This window comes from Maribacter stanieri (assembly GCF_900112245.1).
In the GTDB taxonomy this organism is placed as follows: domain Bacteria; phylum Bacteroidota; class Bacteroidia; order Flavobacteriales; family Flavobacteriaceae; genus Maribacter; species Maribacter stanieri.
In genome coordinates this window covers 270,398-290,998 of record NZ_FOYX01000002.1, presented here as the reverse complement: position 1 = coordinate 290,998, position 20,601 = coordinate 270,398, and the positions used below count along the sequence as shown (strand labels likewise).

General features: G+C 34.4%; 17 protein-coding genes. 5 read left to right on the top strand and 12 right to left on the bottom strand.

From position 1 onward, the window contains the following. Positions 1-5: 5 nt before the first annotated feature. The 4 genes from BM296_RS11730 to BM296_RS11715 all read left to right on the top strand — a co-directional run bounded on the left by BM296_RS11730 (position 6) and on the right by BM296_RS11715 (position 6,027). Positions 6-3,113 (top strand): TonB-dependent receptor, encoded by a 3,108-nt coding sequence (locus tag BM296_RS11730; protein ID WP_091903206.1) that lies wholly within the window; start codon positions 6-8, stop codon positions 3,111-3,113. A 61-nt stretch (positions 3,114-3,174) separates the two neighbouring features. Next, the gene (locus BM296_RS11725; RefSeq protein ID WP_027067297.1) at positions 3,175-3,651 is read left to right on the top strand and encodes a DUF6495 family protein; all 477 of its coding nucleotides are present in this window, start codon (positions 3,175-3,177) and stop codon (positions 3,649-3,651) included. Positions 3,652-3,733: 82 nt separating this feature from the next. Further along, entirely contained in the window at positions 3,734-5,113 is a 1,380-nt protein-coding gene (hisS, locus tag BM296_RS11720) for a histidine--tRNA ligase (RefSeq protein WP_091903205.1), read from the top strand. Between the two features lie 143 nt (positions 5,114-5,256). Further along, positions 5,257-6,027 carry an SDR family NAD(P)-dependent oxidoreductase gene (locus BM296_RS11715; protein ID WP_091903204.1) on the top strand — a complete coding sequence of 257 codons (771 nt, stop codon included), beginning with the start codon at positions 5,257-5,259 and terminating at the stop codon, positions 6,025-6,027. A gap of 84 nt (positions 6,028-6,111) precedes the next feature. Here BM296_RS11715 and BM296_RS11710 read toward each other — a convergent pair whose 3' ends face one another. Then, on the bottom strand, positions 6,112-6,660 hold the full coding sequence (locus tag BM296_RS11710) for an NUDIX hydrolase (protein WP_091903203.1): 549 nt from the start codon (positions 6,658-6,660) through the stop codon (positions 6,112-6,114). Positions 6,661-6,713: 53 nt separating this feature from the next. Further along, positions 6,714-7,805 (bottom strand): M42 family metallopeptidase, encoded by a 1,092-nt coding sequence (locus BM296_RS11705; protein WP_027067293.1) that lies wholly within the window; start codon positions 7,803-7,805, stop codon positions 6,714-6,716. A gap of 104 nt (positions 7,806-7,909) precedes the next feature. On the opposite strand from BM296_RS11705, the gene BM296_RS11700 reads away from it, so the two are divergent. Next, positions 7,910-8,602, top strand: coding sequence for a DUF4294 domain-containing protein (locus BM296_RS11700; protein WP_027067292.1), 693 nt, complete (start codon positions 7,910-7,912; stop codon positions 8,600-8,602). Here the strand turns inward: BM296_RS11700 and BM296_RS11695 are convergent. From BM296_RS11695 to BM296_RS11650, 10 genes are all read right to left on the bottom strand, one after another. Beyond that, the gene (locus tag BM296_RS11695; protein ID WP_027067291.1) at positions 8,599-8,838 is read right to left on the bottom strand and encodes a DUF6095 family protein; all 240 of its coding nucleotides are present in this window, start codon (positions 8,836-8,838) and stop codon (positions 8,599-8,601) included. The genes BM296_RS11700 and BM296_RS11695 overlap by 4 nt on opposite strands. Beyond that, entirely contained in the window at positions 8,825-9,745 is a 921-nt protein-coding gene (locus tag BM296_RS11690; RefSeq protein ID WP_091903202.1) for a DUF4249 domain-containing protein, read from the bottom strand. Before BM296_RS11690 ends, BM296_RS11695 begins: the two co-directional genes overlap by 14 nt. Before the next feature lie 3 nt (positions 9,746-9,748). Next, positions 9,749-12,148, bottom strand: a complete 2,400-nt coding sequence (locus tag BM296_RS11685; protein WP_091903201.1) for a TonB-dependent receptor — start codon at positions 12,146-12,148, stop codon at positions 9,749-9,751. Between the two features lie 113 nt (positions 12,149-12,261). Further along, a complete protein-coding gene (locus tag BM296_RS11680; RefSeq protein WP_027067288.1) occupies positions 12,262-14,478 on the bottom strand; it encodes an NADP-dependent isocitrate dehydrogenase in 2,217 nt (738 codons plus the stop codon). 642 nt (positions 14,479-15,120) lie between these two features. Further along, positions 15,121-15,471, bottom strand: a complete 351-nt coding sequence (gene rplS / locus BM296_RS11675; protein WP_027067287.1) for a 50S ribosomal protein L19 — start codon at positions 15,469-15,471, stop codon at positions 15,121-15,123. 136 nt (positions 15,472-15,607) lie between these two features. Next, positions 15,608-16,282, bottom strand: coding sequence for a tRNA (guanosine(37)-N1)-methyltransferase TrmD (gene trmD, locus BM296_RS11670; protein ID WP_027067286.1), 675 nt, complete (start codon positions 16,280-16,282; stop codon positions 15,608-15,610). A 17-nt stretch (positions 16,283-16,299) separates the two neighbouring features. Then, entirely contained in the window at positions 16,300-16,743 is a 444-nt protein-coding gene (locus BM296_RS11665; RefSeq protein ID WP_091903200.1) for a GNAT family N-acetyltransferase, read from the bottom strand. A 33-nt stretch (positions 16,744-16,776) separates the two neighbouring features. Beyond that, on the bottom strand, positions 16,777-17,400 hold the full coding sequence (locus tag BM296_RS11660; protein WP_027067284.1) for a hypothetical protein: 624 nt from the start codon (positions 17,398-17,400) through the stop codon (positions 16,777-16,779). Positions 17,401-17,546: 146 nt separating this feature from the next. Continuing rightward, positions 17,547-18,995, bottom strand: a complete 1,449-nt coding sequence (locus BM296_RS11655; RefSeq protein WP_091903199.1) for a glyceraldehyde-3-phosphate dehydrogenase — start codon at positions 18,993-18,995, stop codon at positions 17,547-17,549. A gap of 115 nt (positions 18,996-19,110) precedes the next feature. Further along, on the bottom strand, positions 19,111-20,505 hold the full coding sequence (locus BM296_RS11650) for a S1C family serine protease (protein WP_091903785.1): 1,395 nt from the start codon (positions 20,503-20,505) through the stop codon (positions 19,111-19,113). Positions 20,506-20,601: the final 96 nt, after the last annotated feature.

Sequence of the window (20,601 nt, the reverse complement as noted above, 5' to 3'; positions counted from 1 at the left end):
TAAAAATGAAAAACAACTTGTTTTTTCACCTGCTGTTACTACTTTTTGTAAGTGCAACTTATGGTCAAGTGACTACCTCAAATATTAGAGGTTTAGTAATGGATGACCAAAACGAACCCTTATTTGGCGCAAATATTGTCGCCGTCCACACTCCTACTGGTACAAAATACGGTTCAATTACCAATGAAGATGGTAGATTTAATCTTTTAAACCTTCGTGTAGGTGGCCCTTACAGGGTTGAAATAACTTATGTTGGTTTTAAACCTTATGCTTTAACGGATGTAGATTTATCTTTAGGGCAAACTTTTAACATCGATGTAAAACTAGTGGGCGAAAGCCAAGCTTTAGATGAAGTAACTGTTGTATCTGATAGATCTGGTACATTTAGCAGTGATCGTACAGGGGCGGAAACAAGTGTGGGGAGAAGAGAATTAACTCGTTTACCAACTATTTCTCGTTCAGCACAAGATTTTACACGTTTAGAACCTACGGCAAGTGGTAATTCATTTGGTGGTAGAAATGACCAATTCAATAACTTTTCACTAGATGGTGCTATTTTTAATAACCCATTTGGACTAGATGCAGCCACACCAGGTGGTCAAACTGATTCTCAGCCAATATCTTTAGATGCTATAGAACAAATTCAAGTTTCTACGGCGCCTTATGACGTTACACAATCTGGCTTTACTGGGGCTTCTGTAAATGCTGTTACTAAAAGTGGAACTAACGAATTTCATGGTACTGTTTACGGGTTTTTCAGAAATGAAGATATGACCGGTGGAAAGATTAAAGGTGATGATATAGTAAAGCCTAAATTAGATCAAAGCCAATATGGTGTTAGTATAGGTGGTCCAATAGTTGAAAATAAATTATTTTTCTTCGCAAACTTTGAAAGAGATGAGCGAACAGATTTAGGAACAAATGGTTGGGTACCAAACACAGGTTCTGGTGCTATCAATGAATCTAGAGTTTTGGAAAGTGATTTAATAGCTGTTAGAAATCAATTATTGGCAGTTGGTTATGATCCAGGTGCATATGAAGGTTTTACGCATGATGCAGAATCTACAAAAGGACTTCTTAAGTTAGACTGGAATATTAATGATAATAACCGTTTAGCAGTTATTTATAATTTCTTAAATGCATCTAAAGAAAAGCCAGCTCACCCTACGGCAATTCAATTCAGAGGTCCAAATGCAAATACATTGCAATTTCAAAATTCTGGATATGAAATAAATAATGAGCTTAAATCTATTCAAGTAGAATTAAACTCATCCTTATCTGCAACGGCATCAAATAAATTACAAGTAGGGTATACGCATTTTAACGATTATAGAAATCCGTTTTCTACTCCTGCACCTTCAATCAATATTTCTAAAGAAGGTTCTAATTACATAATTGCTGGTCATGAACCTTTTTCTGCAAATAACAGGTTGGATCAAAAAGTACTTCAAATCACGAACAACCTTAACTTTTACAAAGGTGATCATACCTATACCGTAGGTTTCTCATTAGAGAAGTTTATGTTCGATAACTCGTTCAACTTAACTAGTTATGGTTTTTCTAAGTTTGGTAGTGTAGACATAGCAGATTTCGATGCATCAACTTATGATTTTGCAGGTCCACAAGCTACTTTTAACGCTAATAATGCCGTACCAGATGGCGAAGGTTGGGCTTTGGCAGAAACTAATGTTGGTCAATTAGCATTTTATGTTCAAGATGAATGGAATGTTAGTGAGAAATTTAAATTAACATACGGTGTTCGTTTCGATAAGCCGTTGTTTTTTGATTCAGCAACAAAAGCACAAGATGTTATAGATAGAGGTTTTGTAATTGCTGATCAGCCATACCAAAACCCAAATACGGGAGAAACCGTATTTATTGATAATACTGAAATGCCTACAAACGATTGGTTAATTTCACCAAGAGTAGGTTTTAATTATGATGTATACGGTGACCGTTCATTACAATTACGTGGTGGTTCTGGTTTGTTTACAGGTCGTTTCCCATTCGTATGGCTAGGAAATCAAATTGCTGCTCCAGATGTATTTTTCTTGCAAGCTGTTGACCCAGATTATAAATTTCCACAAGTATGGAGAACTAATTTAGGTGCAGATAAACGTTTGGATAATGGTATGGTGCTAACTGCAGATTTATCATATACAAAAGATATTAATGGTCCACATGTACAAAACTGGGCATTGACTTCGCCTTCAGGTAATCTTTCTGGAGTTGACACTAGAGCAACCTATACCTCGGGCGATTTATTAAATAGCTTTGGTTTTGGGGCAGGACCTTATGTTTTTACCAACTCTAATAAAGGTAGAATTTGGAATGCTTCTTTTAAAGCACAAAAGACTTTTGATAAGGGATTATACACAATGTTGGCATACAGTTATTTAGATGCTAAAGATGTAAATTCTATTGAAGCGGAAATTACATCAGATGCTTTTGCGGGTAACCCGATTATAAATGATGCTAATGCAGATGTTTTAGCCCCTTCTAAATATGGTGATAGACACAGATTTATTGGTGTAGCTAGTAAAAACTGGGTTTACGGTAATGGTAAATGGGGAACAACACTTTCTACATTCTTTGAATACGCTGAAGGTGGAAGATTCAACTACACTTATGGTGGAGATATTAATGGAGATGGATCTGGTATTAATGACCTTATATATGTGCCTACATCTGCAGAAATAGGTCAGATGCAATTTGCAGGTACCGGTCAAGGAGCAGCTTTAGATGTATATATTGCTCAAGACGATTATTTAAGTGGTCGTAGAGGTGAGTATGCTGAGCGTTACGGAGCTTTGGCACCTTGGAGAGGGCGTTGGGATGTTAAGTTCTTACAAGACTATAAAATCACCGTATCTGAAGGAAAGACCAATACCATTCAATTTAGTATTGATGTGTTGAATATTGGTAACATGATCAGTTCAGATTGGGGATTGGTACAACAACCAAACAATGTGCAACCAATAGGAGTAACTGTTGATCCTGGTACTAATGTACCTACATATACTTTTAATTCAGAATTGACTGAGACTTTTGGATATGACGCTAGTTTGTTATCTAGATGGCAAGCTCAAGTAGGATTAAGATATATCTTTTAAGAAATTAAAATTAAGTTGTAAAAGCCCTAGCAAATATGTTAGGGCTTTTTATTTTTGCAAAATGAAATATACAAGGCTAACAAAAGAACAATTAGAGGAATTGCGTCCAGAATTCATCAATTTTCTAGCAACACAATCAATTACAGGTGATGAGTGGGATACTATAAAAAGGGATAAACCTAAGGTTGCTGAAGAAGAAATTGATGTTTTTAGTGATTTGGTATGGGAAGGGGTATTGGGTAAAGTTTCATACCTAGAGAATATTTCAGATAAGCAAATGCATCTGTTTCATTTAACCGAAAAGGAGATGAAGCTAATATCGGTAAAAGTGATGAATCCAGAAATAGATTTAACCACACCAGTAGGGTTTGATTGGTTCAAAAGAAACTGGCAGTCAGATTTTGTTGAATATTTAACTGCTTCAAAAGCGTATACGGATGATAAAAATTTAGATAAGTTTTCACTACTTCAACAGGGGGCAGTTATAACTAAAGGAGATTTATACAAGTGGTTCGAAAAAGTAATTACCACCTCTTAGTATATTATTAAACCTATAATCACACCACGTAATTGTAGCCTTATTTGTTTGAAGGCTATATTTGTAACATAATAAAAAATTAATGGCACAAAAACCATCTATTCCAAAAGGAACTCGCGATTTTAATCCATCTGAAATTGCCAAACGTAATTATATATTTGACATTATAAAGAAGAACTTTCAAACTTATGGTTTTCAGCCTATTGAAACTCCTTCGTTTGAAAATTCAGATACATTGTTGGGTAAATACGGGGAAGAAGGTGATCGCCTTATTTTTAAAATATTGAACTCGGGAGATTTTATTAGTAAGGTAGATGATGCTACATATGCAGATAAAAAATCTGCTAGTATTGCCCCAAGAATTACAGAGAAAGCATTACGTTACGATTTAACTGTGCCCTTTGCCCGTTATGTAGTGATGCATCAAAATGAATTGGATTTTCCTTTTAAGCGTTATCAGATTCAACCAGTATGGAGAGCAGATAGACCTCAAAAAGGAAGGTTTAGAGAGTTTTTTCAATGTGATGCTGATGTAGTTGGGTCAGATTCTCTATTACAGGAGGTTGAATTGATACAATTGTATGATGCCGTATTTTCTGAATTGAAATTGGAAGGTGCTACCATTAAAATGAATAATAGAAAAATTTTAGCTGGCATAGCTGAAGTTATCGGTGCTAAAGATTTATTGATTGATTTTACCGTTGCCCTAGATAAGTTGGATAAAATAGGGGAGGACGGAGTTAAAAAAGAGATGCTTGCTAAAGGAATTGCCGAAGAAGCAATTGAAAAAGCGTCCCCATTATTTTTGCCTCAAGGTAGTAACGACGAGCAATTAGAGCGCCTAGATACGTTATTGAAAGATTCGGAAGAAGGCAAGAAAGGTTTAGAAGAACTTCGTTTTATTTTAGAGACTATTGCGACTTTAGGTCTTCAGTCTGCTAAATTAGCAATAGATGTCACCCTTGCACGCGGATTGAACTATTATACCGGAGCTATTTTTGAAGTTGCAGCTCCAGAAGGTGTGAAAATGGGATCAATAGGTGGTGGTGGTCGTTATGATGATCTTACAGGTATATTTGGTTTAAAGAATGTGAGTGGTGTTGGTATTTCATTTGGTCTTGATAGAATCTATTTAGTGTTAGAAGATTTAGACCTTTTTCCTGAGGCAATTGACCAATCTCTTCAGGTATTGTGCGTCAATTTTGGAGAAAAAGAAGCAATGGCGGCGCTAAAGTTAGTGTGTCAGTTACGTAAGTCGGGTGTTAAGGCCGACATCTATCCATCAAGCGCGAAGATGCAAAAACAAATGAAATATGCTAATAACCGAAATGTACCATACGTAATTCTAATAGGGGAACAAGAGTTGAGTAAAAACTCTTTCATAGTCAAGAACATGAAGGAAGGTTCGCAAGAAGAATACAGCTTAACAAAGGTTGAGGATTTTGTAAATCACTTGAGCTAAATGCCTTATAATGAGATAAAATATTACTGAGTCATTTTGATTATATTTGGTTAACCAATTTATTGATACAGTTAACAATTGTTTATAAGTAGTTGTTTGTAAAGCCAAAATAAAATTTCAAGTTTTCATAATTAAAAAAAATCATGACGAATAGTAATAAATTATCTGGAAAAAATATATTGATAACTGCTGGGGCTCAAGGAATTGGAGAGTCCATTACCAAACATTTTATTGATAGTGGTGCCAATGTTGCTATTCATTATTTTTCTAGTGCAGATACAGCTAATAAATTAGTGGAATATGCGACGGGTAAAGGGTTAAAAGCAATTGCTGTAAGTGGTGATTTAACAAAAGAAGAAGATGCCAATGCTTTGGTGAATAAAACTATAGCAGCGTTAGGGGGCCTAAATATTCTTATAAATAATGCAGGTTCTTTAGTGGCTCGTAAAATGCTAAGCGAAATGGAAACTGAATTTTGGCATAAGGTAATGGACATTAATCTTACTTCAATGATGTTTGTAAGTAGAGCAGCAGCGCCCCATTTAGCAAAAAACGATAATAGCAGTATTGTAAACTTGGCATCGTTAGCAGGTCGTAAAGGTGGTCATCCTGGATCATTGGCTTATTCTACTAGTAAAGGAGCAATTTTAACGTATACTAGAGCGCTATCTGCAGAATTAGGACCACAAGGGACTAGAGTAAATGCAGTTGCACCAGGTCTTATCTTAGGTACTTCATTTCATAATACACATACCACTAAAGAATCAGCAGATGAAACTACAAAAGGTATTCCTATTCAAAGAGCAGGTAATGCAGATGATGTAGCAAGAGCAGTATTGTATTTGGCATCTGAATATGACGGTTTTATTACTGGTGCTACACTTGATATCAATGGCGGTGTTTATAATATGTAACAGATAATTCTATTATAGTAAAGCACTATAAATCAATTGGTATTTAGTGCTTTATTTTCTTAAAAGTCAAGAAGTCCATTGTGACTACAACAAATTCTCAAATATTTTACTAATAATAGTTTCGTAATACGATTGGTTATGAGGTACATAACCGTATTTTGAGATTTCCTTTATTTCTTCACTAAATTGATTTATTGGAATAAGTTTTAGTGCCTCAACTTCACTTTCTTGTTTTTGTAGGCAGCTAAACGGTGTGTTCAGTTTAGAAATAAAAGTGTGATTAAATTCATAGTCTTTTAATGCTATTGAATGATTTTGAATGGATTTAAAAATTCCTATTTTATCTAAATCAGGTGGAGTAGTGGTTAGTCCAATTTCTTCTTGTATTTCACGAATAGCAGACTCTATTATATCTTCTCCTGCACCAATATGACCGGCTACAGATACGTCCCACAGTAAAGGATAAACATCTTTTTGTTTACCACGTTGCTGCAGTAGAATTTTATGGTCAGAGGTGTAAAACCAAATATGCACTGTTTGATGAAACCATCCGTTTTTATGGGCTTCGGACTTCATGGCAGTTTTCCTGGTCATGTTGCCATCAGCATCTAAAATATCAATTAACTCATCCATATGTAAAAAAAAATCCCTCCGTAAAAAGAGGAGGGATTTGGGATTATAATAATTTAATCAAAATAGCTAAAAGTTTCTCCGTCTTTTATAGTAAGAAGCGTTTCGTAAATTAAACGAATTACATTCTCAACATCATCTTTATGCACCATTTCTACGGTAGTATGCATGTAACGTAAAGGCAAAGAAATTAATGCCGAAGCAACTCCGCCATTGCTATAGGCAAAAGCATCGGTATCGGTACCAGTAGCTCTGGAGGCAGCCATACGTTGAAAAGGAATCTTTTTCTCTTCAGCTGTATCTAAAATGCGCTCACGTAGTTTATTTTGAACTGCAGGAGCATAAGAGATAACTGGTCCAGCTCCAATTTCGGTATGTCCTTGTACCTTTTTATCAATCATTGGCGTTGTAGTATCATGACAAACATCTGTTATGATAGCAACGTTAGGCTTAATAGTCTGTGTAATCATTTCAGCACCACGTAGACCTATTTCTTCTTGAACTGAATTAGTTATATATAGACCGAATGGTAATTTTACTTTATTCTCGTGAAGTAGACGCGCAACTTCTGCAATCATAAATCCACCAGCACGGTTATCTATTGCTCTGCAAACAAATTTGTCATCGTTAAGTACTTGGAAGGTATCAGGGTATGTAATAACACAACCAACATGAACTCCCATTTTTTCTACTTCAGCTTTATCCTTAGCACCTATATCTATGCTTATGTTATCTAGTTTTGGCGCTAATTCCTCTTTTTCACCTTTACGGGTATGAATAGCCGGCCAGCCAAAAACACCTTTGACAATTCCTTTTCTAGTATGAATATTGACCCACTTAGAAGGAGCAATCTGGTGATCACTACCGCCATTACGAATAACATAAATTAATCCGTTATCTGTAATATAATTAACATACCAAGAAATTTCATCTGAATGCCCTTCAATAACAACCTTATATTTAGCTTCAGGATTAATAACTCCAACTGCAGTACCGTATGTATCTGTTATAAAGGTGTCTACATATGGTTTCAAATAATCCATCCATATTTTTTGTCCTTCCCATTCATAACCAGTGGGAGCAGCATTATTCAAGTATTTTTCAAAAAAGTCAAGTGACTTTTTGGTAATTATTTTTTTATCAGCCATCAATGTAAGTTTAGGATACAAACTTAAGAATATTAGCGTTGTATTAATAATAACCTTCTTTAATAATCATTAATTTTGGCAGGACTTTTGTTAAGCTCATGGTAATGAAACATAACTTTTTAGCCTTTTTTATAATCATAACTGGTGTTCTATTATGCAATGCCCAAGTTGAGGAACAGGAATTGGATTCAGTTGCTGAAAAAATGATAATTATAGCTGGAGATTCACTAGTGCAGAATTCTATTGCCTTAGAGGAGGCTTATGTATTTGGTAAGCTCAAATTTTCATCATATGATGATAAGCTACGTTATTATATTCTACGTAGAAAAACACAAAAAGTATACCCGTATGCAAAGATGGCGGCTGAGCGTTTGGTGGAGTTAAACGATAGTTTAGCTGACATGAAGAACAATAGGAAACGTAAAAAATACACCAAAAAAGTACAAAAATTTATTGAGGAAGAATTTTCTGAAGAACTTAAAAAATTGACACGTACCGAGGGTCAAATTTTGGTTAAATTAATCTATAGGCAAACTGGTACTACTGCGTTTGATTTGGTTAAAGATTTAAGAAATGGTTGGCGAGCATTTTGGTATAATACAACCGCTAAACTATTTAGTATAAGTATAAAGGAAGAATTTCATCCAGATTTAATAGAGGAAGATTACTTAATAGAAGATATACTACAACGTGCTTTCGCTCAAGGTAAATTAGAAAGACAGGAAACAGTGTTAGATTATGACTATGATAAGCTTTATAATAAGTGGAAAAGGACAACCAAGACACCTAAAAATTAATGAGATTTAGTTTTCTCTCCGAATAATGAATTCATAATAGTCATAATTCCTTTAAATCCCATATATACGGCATAAGAGCCTATTATTAGCCCTAATATACAAACAGGCCAGAATAAAAAATGTTCTTGATTTTTAAATGCTTGCCATAGTATAATTGGGGCTGTAAACATTAAAACTACTGTAATTGCTAAGCGTTTTAGACCAGTTACCAATAGATCTTTGTCAGTTCTTCTCATTATTTGTTATTTCAATACTATCCTTATATTCTTCTACAATTGCAAAATAACCTAAAGCGAAATTGTTGGTACGCTCAACGTTATCAAAAACTTCATTATTATCTATTCCTGTAATGTTTATAATATTTCCTCTAACTGTTGCTGCAGGTGTTTGAAAAGGTCCTTGATCACCACCAGATTGTACAATAATTTGGTTCATGTAATTATAAAACGCTTCATCTGCGCCTAATAGACTAATATCTACTACAGAGCTTGTATTCAATTCTAATTCATTATCATAAAAATAAGAGAAAACAAAAGTCTGCCCTTGATAGAACTCATCTTCTGTCACCAAAAATTCACCGAAATCTAAATCAAGAACGTAAAAATCATCGCTATCGCCACGGTCTGTAAACGATACAATAACTTCTGTTTCGTCTCCGGAAAATAAGGTTTCATCACCTTGCACCAACGAATCTATTGGTACTGATTTTACGTATGTAGTGGTGGCGAAAAAACGCTCTTCGTTGGTCTCAATTGTAAGTTGAAAAACATCTCCCTCATTTATGCTACTAACTCTAATTCTTTGGTCACTGTCAAATGTTGGGTCTGGAACCCAAATACCACTACCCTGTTCTAATTCTGCTAAATTAGATACACCGCCACCTTCTAGTATTTCAGGAGCATCTGGGTTTGGTGTACCGTAATAAATAATGGCACTTTTGATAGAGGCAATTGTATTGTTTTCAAAGAATGAACTACTTTCCGAAACCCTAATTTCAATTGGTAGGTAATCTTGGGTCTCATCAACTCTTATTACACCGTTAACAATAAGTCTAGTTTCATTTTCAGGCAAGTCTACATCAATAACATCTTCACAAGAAATGAATAGAGTAAGGGTTAGTAATAATAGAAAATAACGTATCATAACTTATAATTTAAAGTTGTAGGTAACTGCAGGCACAATTCCGAAAATAGCCGTTCTAACTGCTTCATTAGCCCCAGTGTCATCATTTTGTCTAAAGCTTATAGATGCCGCATTTCTTCTGTTGTATACATTGTACAAACTAAAGATCCATTCTCCTTTTATTTTTTTAGTAGCATTTTTCTTAGGCGTTAGTGTAGCGGATAAATCAAGTCGGTTGTATGCTGGTAATCTTTGTGTGTTGCGTAAACCGTAATAGGGAACGGTTAAGTCTTGAAATTCAAATTGACCAATTGGGTAATTTGTGGGTTGCCCTGTTTGGTAAGTGAAATTTCCACTAAAACTCCATTTGTCATTTACGTCATAACTTAAGAACATGGAAACATCATGTGTTTTATCATAAGGAGTGTTATACCAGTTACCGAAATTGATTCCCGTTTCAATATTGCTCCGTCCGTTATCAGTAGTAGATTCTCGCCCTGATGTTCGTTGTTCAGATTTTGATAAGGTGTATGCTAGCCAGCCTTGAAGTTTACCTTCGTTTTTACGTAAAAGAAATTCTAAACCATAAGCGCGAGCTTCTCCGTTTAGAATTACCTGTTCAATGGCATTGTTTGCAATTAAATTAGCACCATCTATATAGTCTATTCTATTTTGTACGTCTTTATAAAATACTTCAGTTTCAACGGAATAATCGCCGTCTTTAATATTTTTAAAATACCCGAGTGCATACTGGTCAAGCAACTGAGGTTTAGTAAATGGACCACTAGGTGTCCAAACATCTAGGGGAGTAGGTGAGCTTGTATTAGATAAAAGATGTAGATACTGCGCCAATCTAGTGTAGCTTGCTTTAATAGAACTAGTTTCGTTCAAGGTGTACGATAAAGATGCTCTAGGTTCAAAATTGCTAAAGTTCGATATCGATTTGCTTCGACTAGGGTTAATAACATCTATTGGTTCTGCTTCTTTGTAAATTAACAAGAACGGGTCAAACTCAACGGGATTGTTATTTGAGTAAACATTAAGCTCATCTTGCCCCAATCTCATGAAATGGCTAAAACGCAATCCGTAACCAAGGCTTAAATTATCTGTTATTCTATGCTCAAAATCAATATAAGCAGCAAATTCATTTGCATACTTTTGAATTAATTGTTCTTCAACAATACCAGATTCAGCATTACTGGGTTCAATTTTACCAGGATTAAACTGATAATAAACATTGTTAACTCCATAGTTCACCTGAAGTTTATCTGTTGCATAGTGTTTTAGATCGTATTTGACATTGAAATTTCTGATACCTGAATTCCAATTGAAACCTACAAAATCTAATTTTAGTCCGTAATAGTAATCGGAATATATTAATGATAGGTTAGAAAATAGCTTGTCAGAAAATAAATGGTTCCATCTAAAATTACCAACGGTATTACCATATGTATTTACAAAACTATCGTTGATACCAAAAACATCCCTACCGAAATAACCAGAAAGGAAAATATTATTTTTATCGTTTAACCTATAATTTAATTTGGTATTAAGGTCATAGAAATATGCAGTATTGTCAATATCGAAAAGGGGTAAAAATAAATGGGCATATGAAGCTCTACCGCCAATTAAAAAAGCTGCTTTATCTTTCTTAATAGGTCCTTCAACTAAAAGTCTACTGGCAACCGCACCAATACCGCCGTTCATTTTAAATTCTTTGCTATTACCTTCTTTTTGAAAAATATCTAATACAGAAGATACTCTACCACCGTAACGTGCAGGAATGCCGCCTTTATAAAGCTTTACATCTTTAATAGCATCAGGATTGAAAACAGAAAAGAAACCGAATAAATGTGATGAGTTAAAAATAATTGCTTCATCTAAAAGAATAAGGTTTTGATCTGCTGCGCCACCGCGTACGTTAAAACCAGAAGCACCTTCGCCAGCATTAGTAACGCCAGGAAGCAATAAAATAGATTTGATAACATCTGCCTCTCCTAAAATAACTGGTATTTTTTTGATAGTGCCAATAGATAGCGTGTTTACACTCATCTGTGGTTTTCTGATATCCATTTTTTCCACATTTTCTGTAACAACGACCTCATCTAATTGTTCGGCTTCTTCTTCAAGCAGAAAATCAATTCGTCTATTTTCGGTTAGTGTAATTTCTTGAATGATATCTTCAAAACCTAGATAACTGATTAGAACAGTATAAGTGCCCTCTGGCAGTGTAATTGAGTAGAAGCCGTATTCATTTGTAGTTACCCCTGTATTTAATTCAGGAATAGCTACGGTAACCCCTATAAGAGTTTCGTTACTACTAGATTCAGAGATAGAGCCACTTAAGGTAAATTTTTGTTGACCCCAAGAATTGAAAGAAAAACACAGTAGAGAGAAGAGAATAAATGGCAAGTACCCTTTCATCAATTTTTTTTGTAAAAATACTTAGAAATAGGGGACGCTCCTAAAACTTATTTTCTGTAAAAAAAAATACCCTCAACTTTCGTTGAGGGTATTTATAATATGCATTTACACTATTAAATAGATTTTAAAATGCTATTTAAAGTTGTACTTGGTCTCATCGCTTTTTCAACTAAAATAGGATCTGGTTTATAATAACCACCTATATCTTGTTTAGAACCTTGCGCGTCAATTAATTCTGCAAGAATTTGAGATTCTTTTTCATTTATCTCTGTGCTTACTTTTGAGAATATCGACTTTAAGTCATTGTTGTCATCTTGTAATGCCAAAGCTTCTGCCCAATATTTAGCAAGGAAGAAATGACTACCTCTAGTGTCAATTTCTTTTACTTTTCTAGAAGGAGACTTATCATTTAATAAAAATTTCTCAGTTGCACTGTCTAAAGTATCACCTAATACTTTTGCGGCAGCATTTGAATTTTTCTCACCATAGAATTCCAAAGAAACTCCTAGTGCTAAAAATTCACCTAAAGAATCCCATCTAAGATGTCCTTCTTCTAAAAATTGTTCTACATGTTTAGGGGCAGAACCACCAGCACCAGTTTCAAAAAGTCCGCCACCGTTCATCAAAGGAACAATCGAAAGCATTTTTGCACTTGTACCAACTTCTAAAATTGGGAATAGATCAGTTAAGTAATCACGTAATACGTTACCTGAAACAGATATTGTATCCTTGCCAGCTTTCATTCTTTTTAATGTGAATTCTGTAGCTTTGATGGGAGACATGATTTGAATGTCTAAACCTTTAGTGTCTTCTTGAGCTAAATATGTCTTTACTTTTTTAATAAGTTCTACATCATGAGCTCTATTTTCATCTAACCAAAAAATTGTAGGGTCATTTGTAGCTTTTGCTCTTGAAACAGCCAGTTTTACCCAGTCTTGAATAGGAGCATCTTTTACTTGGCACATACGCCAAATATCACCTTCACTTACAGTATGCTCAATTAAAACTTTTCCAGTTTCTAAATCAACAACTTGAACGGTTCCGTTTTGTTTAATTTCAAATGTCTTGTCGTGAGAACCATATTCCTCAGCTTTTTGAGCCATTAATCCAACATTGGGAACAGTACCCATAGTGGTTGGGTCAAATGCACCATTCTTTTTACAAAAATCTATGGTGGCACTATATATACCAGCGTAGCTACTATCAGGTATAACAGCTTTTGTATCTTGAGCTTTGCCTTGCGCATTCCACATTTTACCTGAATTTCTAATCATTGCAGGCATGGAAGCATCAATAATAATATCACTTGGTACATGAAGGTTGGTAATTCCTTTATCAGAATTTACCATGGCCAAATCTGGTCCGTTAGCTAATGCTTCATCTAAATCTTTAGTAATTGCATCTTTTTCACTAGCAGAAAGCTTTTCAATTTTCTGGTAAAGACTTGCTAATCCATCATTAGGACTAATACCTAATTTATCAAAAGTATCTGCGTATTTAACAAATACAGGTTTAAGGAATGTTTCTACAAAATGTCCAAAAATAATTGGATCAGAAACTTTCATCATTGTAGCTTTCAAATGCACGGAGAAAAGAACACCCTTATCTTTAGCATCTTTAATCTCCTTCTTTATAAAGTCAAGTAATGCCGTTTTATTCAAGACGGTAGCATCAATAATTTCACCTTTAAGAAGGCTTAACTTGTCTTTCAGTATAGTTTCAGAACCATCTGAAACTAATTTAATCTGTATAGAAGTAGCATCATTTAAGGTCAATGATTTTTCATTTGCCTGAAAATCACCATCGCCCATTGTTGCAACATGTGTCTTGGAGTCGGAGCTCCAAGCACCCATACTGTGCGGATTCTGTTTTGCGTAATTTTTTACAGCTCTAGGAGCTCTACGGTCAGAGTTACCTTCACGTAACACCGGATTTACTGCACTACCTTTTATCTTGTCGTACTTTGCCTTTATTTCCTTCTCTTCGTCATTCTTAGGCTCGTCTGGATAGTTAGGTAATTTGTAACCTTTAGACTGCAATTCTTTTATAGCTTCGTTTAATTGTGGAATTGAAGCGCTAATATTTGGTAATTTAATAATGTTTGCTTCTGGCTGTTTTGCCATATTGCCCAATTCTTCCAAATCATTGGACACCTGTTGCTCTTTTGTCAAAAACTCGGGAAACGTAGCGGCTATTCTACCAGCTAAGGAAATATCTTTAGTTTCAATTTCAATTCCTGATGATTTTGTAAAAGCTTTTACAATAGGTAAAAAAGACTCAGTTGCCAATGCAGGCGCTTCGTCTGTTTTGGTATAAAAAATTTTGGACATTTGCGGTTTGTTTTAATTTAAGCGGAACAAATATACGATTTTCTAAAAGCTTAAAAGGGAGGAGGTGTCTTAATATTTAAGGTTAAGTAAGAAGATTTGTTAAATAACAAAAGCCATATCAATGTACGCATACAATGATATGGCTTTTTAGAAAAAGTCTGCGGACAGTTTGTTTTAATATTTCATTAAAACGGCAACCCTTGATTGCATCCGCTTCGCTAATTCAACGTTTAAAATGTTTTTCGATTCTCAGATACGTAATCCAACATCTACTCTTCATTTCTTTTTTGTTGCCTTTATTGAAAATTAAAAACCTAGTATATAGTTTTTTTAAGATTCAATTAATTTTACACTTTGTAAGCGACAGCTTATAAGTTTAGAATTTACCTCATTTAATTAATATTAAATGTGTAGGTCAAGCAACAATACGAAAGAACGTAAACTTCGTAGTGATATTGAAATGGATTTTTCGTCAGTACTATTTCTTAATCACACTCTAATTTACGAAAAAAAACAATTCGAATGTAAAAATTGTAAATAATTATTAATCAACATGTTATAAACATGAGTTGTTCACTATTGTTCATAAAAAAAGCACCGCTTCAAATTGAAGCGGTGCTTTATATTATAATGAGGAATAAATTATCCTCTTATTTCCTTAATTCTAGCTTTCTTACCAGTTAATTCACGGAAGTAGTAAATTCTAGATCTACGTACTTTACCACGTTTGTTAACTTCAATTTTTTGAAGTGCAGGTAAGTTAATTGGGAAGATACGCTCAACACCAACTGTTCCAGACATTTTACGAATAGTAAAAGTTTCTGTTGAACCAGATCCTCTACGTTGTATTACAACACCTTTAAAGAACTGTGTTCTAGTTTTTTCACCTTCTTTAATTTCGTAGTACACAGTAATTGTGTCACCTGAAGAAAACTTTGGGAATTCTTTTTTAGTTACGAATTCGTCTTGTACAAATTTTATTAATGATTCCATTGTATAGTTAAATAGGAATTAAATTAGAGCAACATTCACGATTATCGTCAGAGGTTATTCTAACAGGCTGCAAAATTAATATTTAAATTAAAACATACAAGTATTTATATGCTTTTTATTTATTTCTTATTTCTTGCTACTCTAGAAGGTCTGGTCTAAGTTTTTCTGTGCGCTCAAAAGCCTTATTTTCTCGCCATTCTTCTATTTTCCCAAAATTTCCGCTAAGTAAAATATCTGGCACATTCATACCTTTATATTCCGCAGGTCTTGTGTAAACAGGAGGCGCTAAAAGTCCGTCTTGAAAAGTGTCGGTTAAAGCAGAAGTCTCATCGTTTAACACACCTGGTAGCAATCTTATTATAGAATCACAAAGCACTGCGGCGCCTAATTCACCTCCAGAAAGCACGTAATCTCCAATAGATATTTCTTTGGTGATAAAAGCATCTCGTACTCTTTGGTCAACACCTTTATAGTGTCCGCAAAGAATGATGATGTTTTCAACCATAGAAAGGCTGTTAGACATTTTTTGATTTAATGTTGTACCATCAGGAGTCATATAGATAACTTCATCATACGTACGTTGAGACTTTAGTTCTGTAATACACTTATCTATAGGCTCAATCATTAATACCATACCAGCGCCACCACCAAACTGGTAATCATCTACATTGCGGTACTTTGTATCGGTATAATCTCTAAGATTGTGAAAATGGACTTCAACCAAACCTTTTTCTATTGCTCTCTTTAGAATAGAGGCGTCAAAGGGGCTCGTAAGTAATTCCGGTAATACAGTTATAATATCTATTCGCATCTTTTGATTTTGCATCATCATTTAACCTGCCAAAAGTAATGAAAACAGTGGTAATCTTTGGTCCATCCTAGCTTCTCATATAATTTTTGTGCAGGATTATCAATTGCGGTTTCTAAAGCGAGTCCTTTATAACCATTGTTTCTGCAAAATTCTTGTGCTTTTACTAGTAATAGTTGTCCCGTTGAATGACCTCTGTAATTAGGGGCCACAAATAGATCATTTAGTATAAGTGACTTGTCTAGGCTTACTGAAGAAAATGTAAAATACAATTGTACGAAACCAATAGCAATGTCACCTTCGTATGCCGCGAATATGATAGATTCATTAGCACTGATTCTTGCTTTCAAGAACTTTGTAGCGGCATCAATATTAGATTCCATTTTATAAAAGACTCTATAACCATCAAATAGTGGGGCAATGTCTTCAATCTGCGATGCTGTAATTCTTTGTATAGTTTTCATATCAAAAAAAAGCTCCTTTTAAGGAGCTTTTAATTATTTAGATTTCTTCTGTTTATTTATCTCATCTTGTAGTTGCCTACTAATTTTTTGCTCTCGCTCTAAAGCTCTTCTTCTATGGTCTTCATATTCTACTTCAAGTTCAGAAAGATTTTGTTTTGCTTCTTGAGTTAAAATATTACTATTTCTAAATCTGTAAATAAACAAACCAAGTGTTAAGAACAATCCTCCAATGATAGTCCATAGAATAAAATTATATGTTCCTTTAGAAACAGGAATCCCTATAAAAGACATGCTATCTTTTTCTTCGGTAACAGCGCTTAAGTTAGTAGTAGTTTCTTCTAACTTTTTATTTAGTGACGTAATGGTAGTCTCGTGCTCTGCTATAGTTGCTTTAAGCTCACCCGTTTTTTTATTCATAGCCGCTATAGAATCCAATACATTCTTACGAATCTTAAAAAGATTGGTTTCTTTAACAACTTCATACCTAATGCCGTCTGCTCTGTAATTCCCAGAACGCTTTGCGATATAATCGAATTGATTACTGATAGGACCTTCGTCTAAAGACAGTTTATCGTCCTCTTCTTCAGTGTCTTGCGCAAATTGTACGTTACTTGCTAAAAGAAATGCGAGCAGTAATAGTATTCTATAGAATTTCATGTATTAGATCCTTAGGTTAATTTGAATAATTTAGAGTTGACTAAAGTACTTTATAATTGTCGAATTATAAAAAAAAAGTACAAAGCATAAACGCGTTTATTTAACTACGTAACTATTCCAAAAATAGATGTCTTGGCTTTAAATTTTTAATAATAGGTAAAACGACGCACTTTGGCTATATATTTAGCTAAACGAATTACTTGATGAGAATAGCCATATTCGTTATCATACCATATATAAAGGATAATATTTTTACCTGTACTTGATACAATGGTAGCCATACTATCATAAATTGAAGGGGCAGAAGTCCCAATAATATCTGATGAAACCAATTCTTTATCTAGCGAGTATTTAATTTGCTCTACTAAATCTCCTTCTAATGCGTATTTCTTAATCATAGAATTTACGCCTTCTAGAGATGTTTTTTGACTTACATCTAAGTTTAAGATAGCTAATGAACCGTTAGGTACAGGAACCCGAATGGCATTAGAAGTCAATTTGCCGTCTAATGAAGGTAATGCTTTGGTTACCGCTTGCCCTGCGCCAGTTTCGGTTATTACCATGTTAAGTGCTGCAGCTCGACCCCTTCTGTATTTACCATGCATATTATCGACCAAATTTTGATCATTGGTATATGCATGTATAGTTTCTAGGTGTCCCTTTTCTATTCCCAATGTTTCTTCTATGGCTTTTAAAATAGGTGTGATAGCGTTTGTAGTACAAGAAGCCGCTGAGAAAATAGCAGTATCGTCTGGATTATATTCTAAATGATTGACTCCGTGAACAATATTCGCTACTTCTTTGCCAGGCGCTGTCAATAGTACTTTTAAAGCACCTTTTGCTTGTAAATGTCTTTCTAATTGTTCTTTGTTTCTAAATGCGCCAGTGTTGTCGATAACCAAAGCATCTTTAATACCGTATTCGGTATAATCAATTTCCTCTGGCATGTTAGCATAAATAACATGAACTGTAGTACCATTGATTATCAGTTTAAGGTTGGCATAATCAACTTTAACAGTACCGTTGAAAATCCCATGAACAGAATCAGTTCTAAGTAGACTGGCTCTTTTTTCAAGATTTTCAATACTAGGTTTGCCTCTTACAACAATAGCTCTTAAACGTAATTGATTTCCTTTTCCGGTTTTGGACATTAACTCACGGGCAACTAATCTTCCAATACGTCCAAAGCCATATAACACTACATCTTTTGGCTCAATATTCTTAAAATCTTGAGCAGATTGTAATTTGTCAATCACAAAAGACTTTACATTGTTTAAAATGTTATTATCCGAGTGGTATTCATAGGTCAATTTACCGATATCTAATTTAGAAGGAGGTAAAACCATATCAGAAATAGAGCGAAGTATTTCTACCGAATCAAAAATAGATATCGGTTTTTGAACAAATTCGCCAGCATACTCATGCAAGTGAATAATATCGCTTACATTTTTGTCAATAACCTGATTTTTAAAAAGAACAATTTCAATGGATTTATCATACCATAAATCGCTTACGATTTTAATGAATTCAGTCGTAGCTTTTCTACGATCAGCTTGAAATGCGAGCTCTTTTTCAAATGTGGTCTGTGGAGCCATAATTAGTTGATTAATTTTATAATTCGCACAAAACTAGAAAAATTAAGTACTTTAAATAAATATTTTTCAAAAAAAAGCCTTCGTTTTTGCGAAGGCTGTATTTTATATTGAATTTTTATTGAAAGATAAGTCGGTCTCGTTCACCATTTGAACCTAGCATTGTAATAACTGTTTTGCCGTATTTAGATATTCCGCCAAAAGCATTATAGGCATCATCGATATTCCCAATTTCGTTATCGTCAATTTTAACGATTACTTTTTCAGATAAACCATAGCCTCTATATCTTTCAGGTACCCCTATAATTTTTACGCCAGTTTTCGTTTTATACACCTTTTTGTCATGCTCTGTAAGGTTTTTTACCTCAAGACCCATTTCTGGGACAACCAAAGTTTGTCTTTCTTTAAGTGTCAATGGTAAAATTAATTCTTCATCTTTTCTATTGATAAGAAATTGCAAAGTATCTCCAGGTCTCTTGGTTGATAGATATCCGGTTAAATCAGGATATTTATGTACATCAATTTCATCCACCTTCTTAATAATATCGCCTACAATAATTCCGGCTTCTTGCGCTGCAGATTCCTCTTCAACAAGTTCTATATATACACCGTCAATATTATTTATGCCTCTTTCAATAGCATCTCTTGTGTTTATTGGCGCCGGGCTAATTCCCATAAAACCTTTTTGAACATTACCATATTCCAAAATATCCTGAACAACTTTCTTGGCAATATTACTAGGTACCGCAAAAGAATAGCCTACATAAGAACCTGTTTGTGAGGTGATAGCGGTATTGATACCGACAAGATCACCATTAGTATTTACTAAAGCACCACCAGAGTTGCCAGGATTTACGGCGGCATCTGTTTGTATAAAAGATTGATTCTTTCCTAAGTTACGTGCTTTAGCACTTACGATACCAGCAGTAACCGTAGAGGTTAAATTAAATGGATTGCCTACGGCCAATACCCATTCTCCGATTTTTGTATGATCAGAATCACCAAAAGCTAAATAAGGTAATTTTTCTTCCGGATCTATTTTAATTAACGCAATGTCAGAATTAGGATCGGTCCCAATTAGTTCTGCATTATATGTTCTATTGTTGTTTAGTGTTACCTGTAACTGATTTGCTTTATTGATAACATGGTTATTGGTTACAATATAACCGTCTGATGAAATAATAACACCTGATCCAGTACCTACTTGCGGTACGGATCTACCACCACCATTTCCGTAAAAAATATCGAATATATTGGCAGGAGCTTTACTTATGGTAATGTTCTTAACGTGTACCACTGCATTTACCGTGTTTTCGGCTGCAGAAGTAAAATCAACTTCATTGATACCTGCTCCTCTTGCAGAAGTGGGGGTGTAACTAGCATTTGCAAAACCGTTATTATTATCTTGGGTGATAATGGTAAAATTTTCCTTTTCGAAAAATAGTTTGTAGGCACCCAATGTAATCGCACCTGCAAAAACGGATACAAATAGGAGACTTGCTATTCTTTTCATATTCATTAAAGTTTTAACGTATTCTGCACAAAATTACTTGTTTTTATGTTATATAATAAGCGTTTAACTACTTTTTAACTACCAAGCAAAACGTAA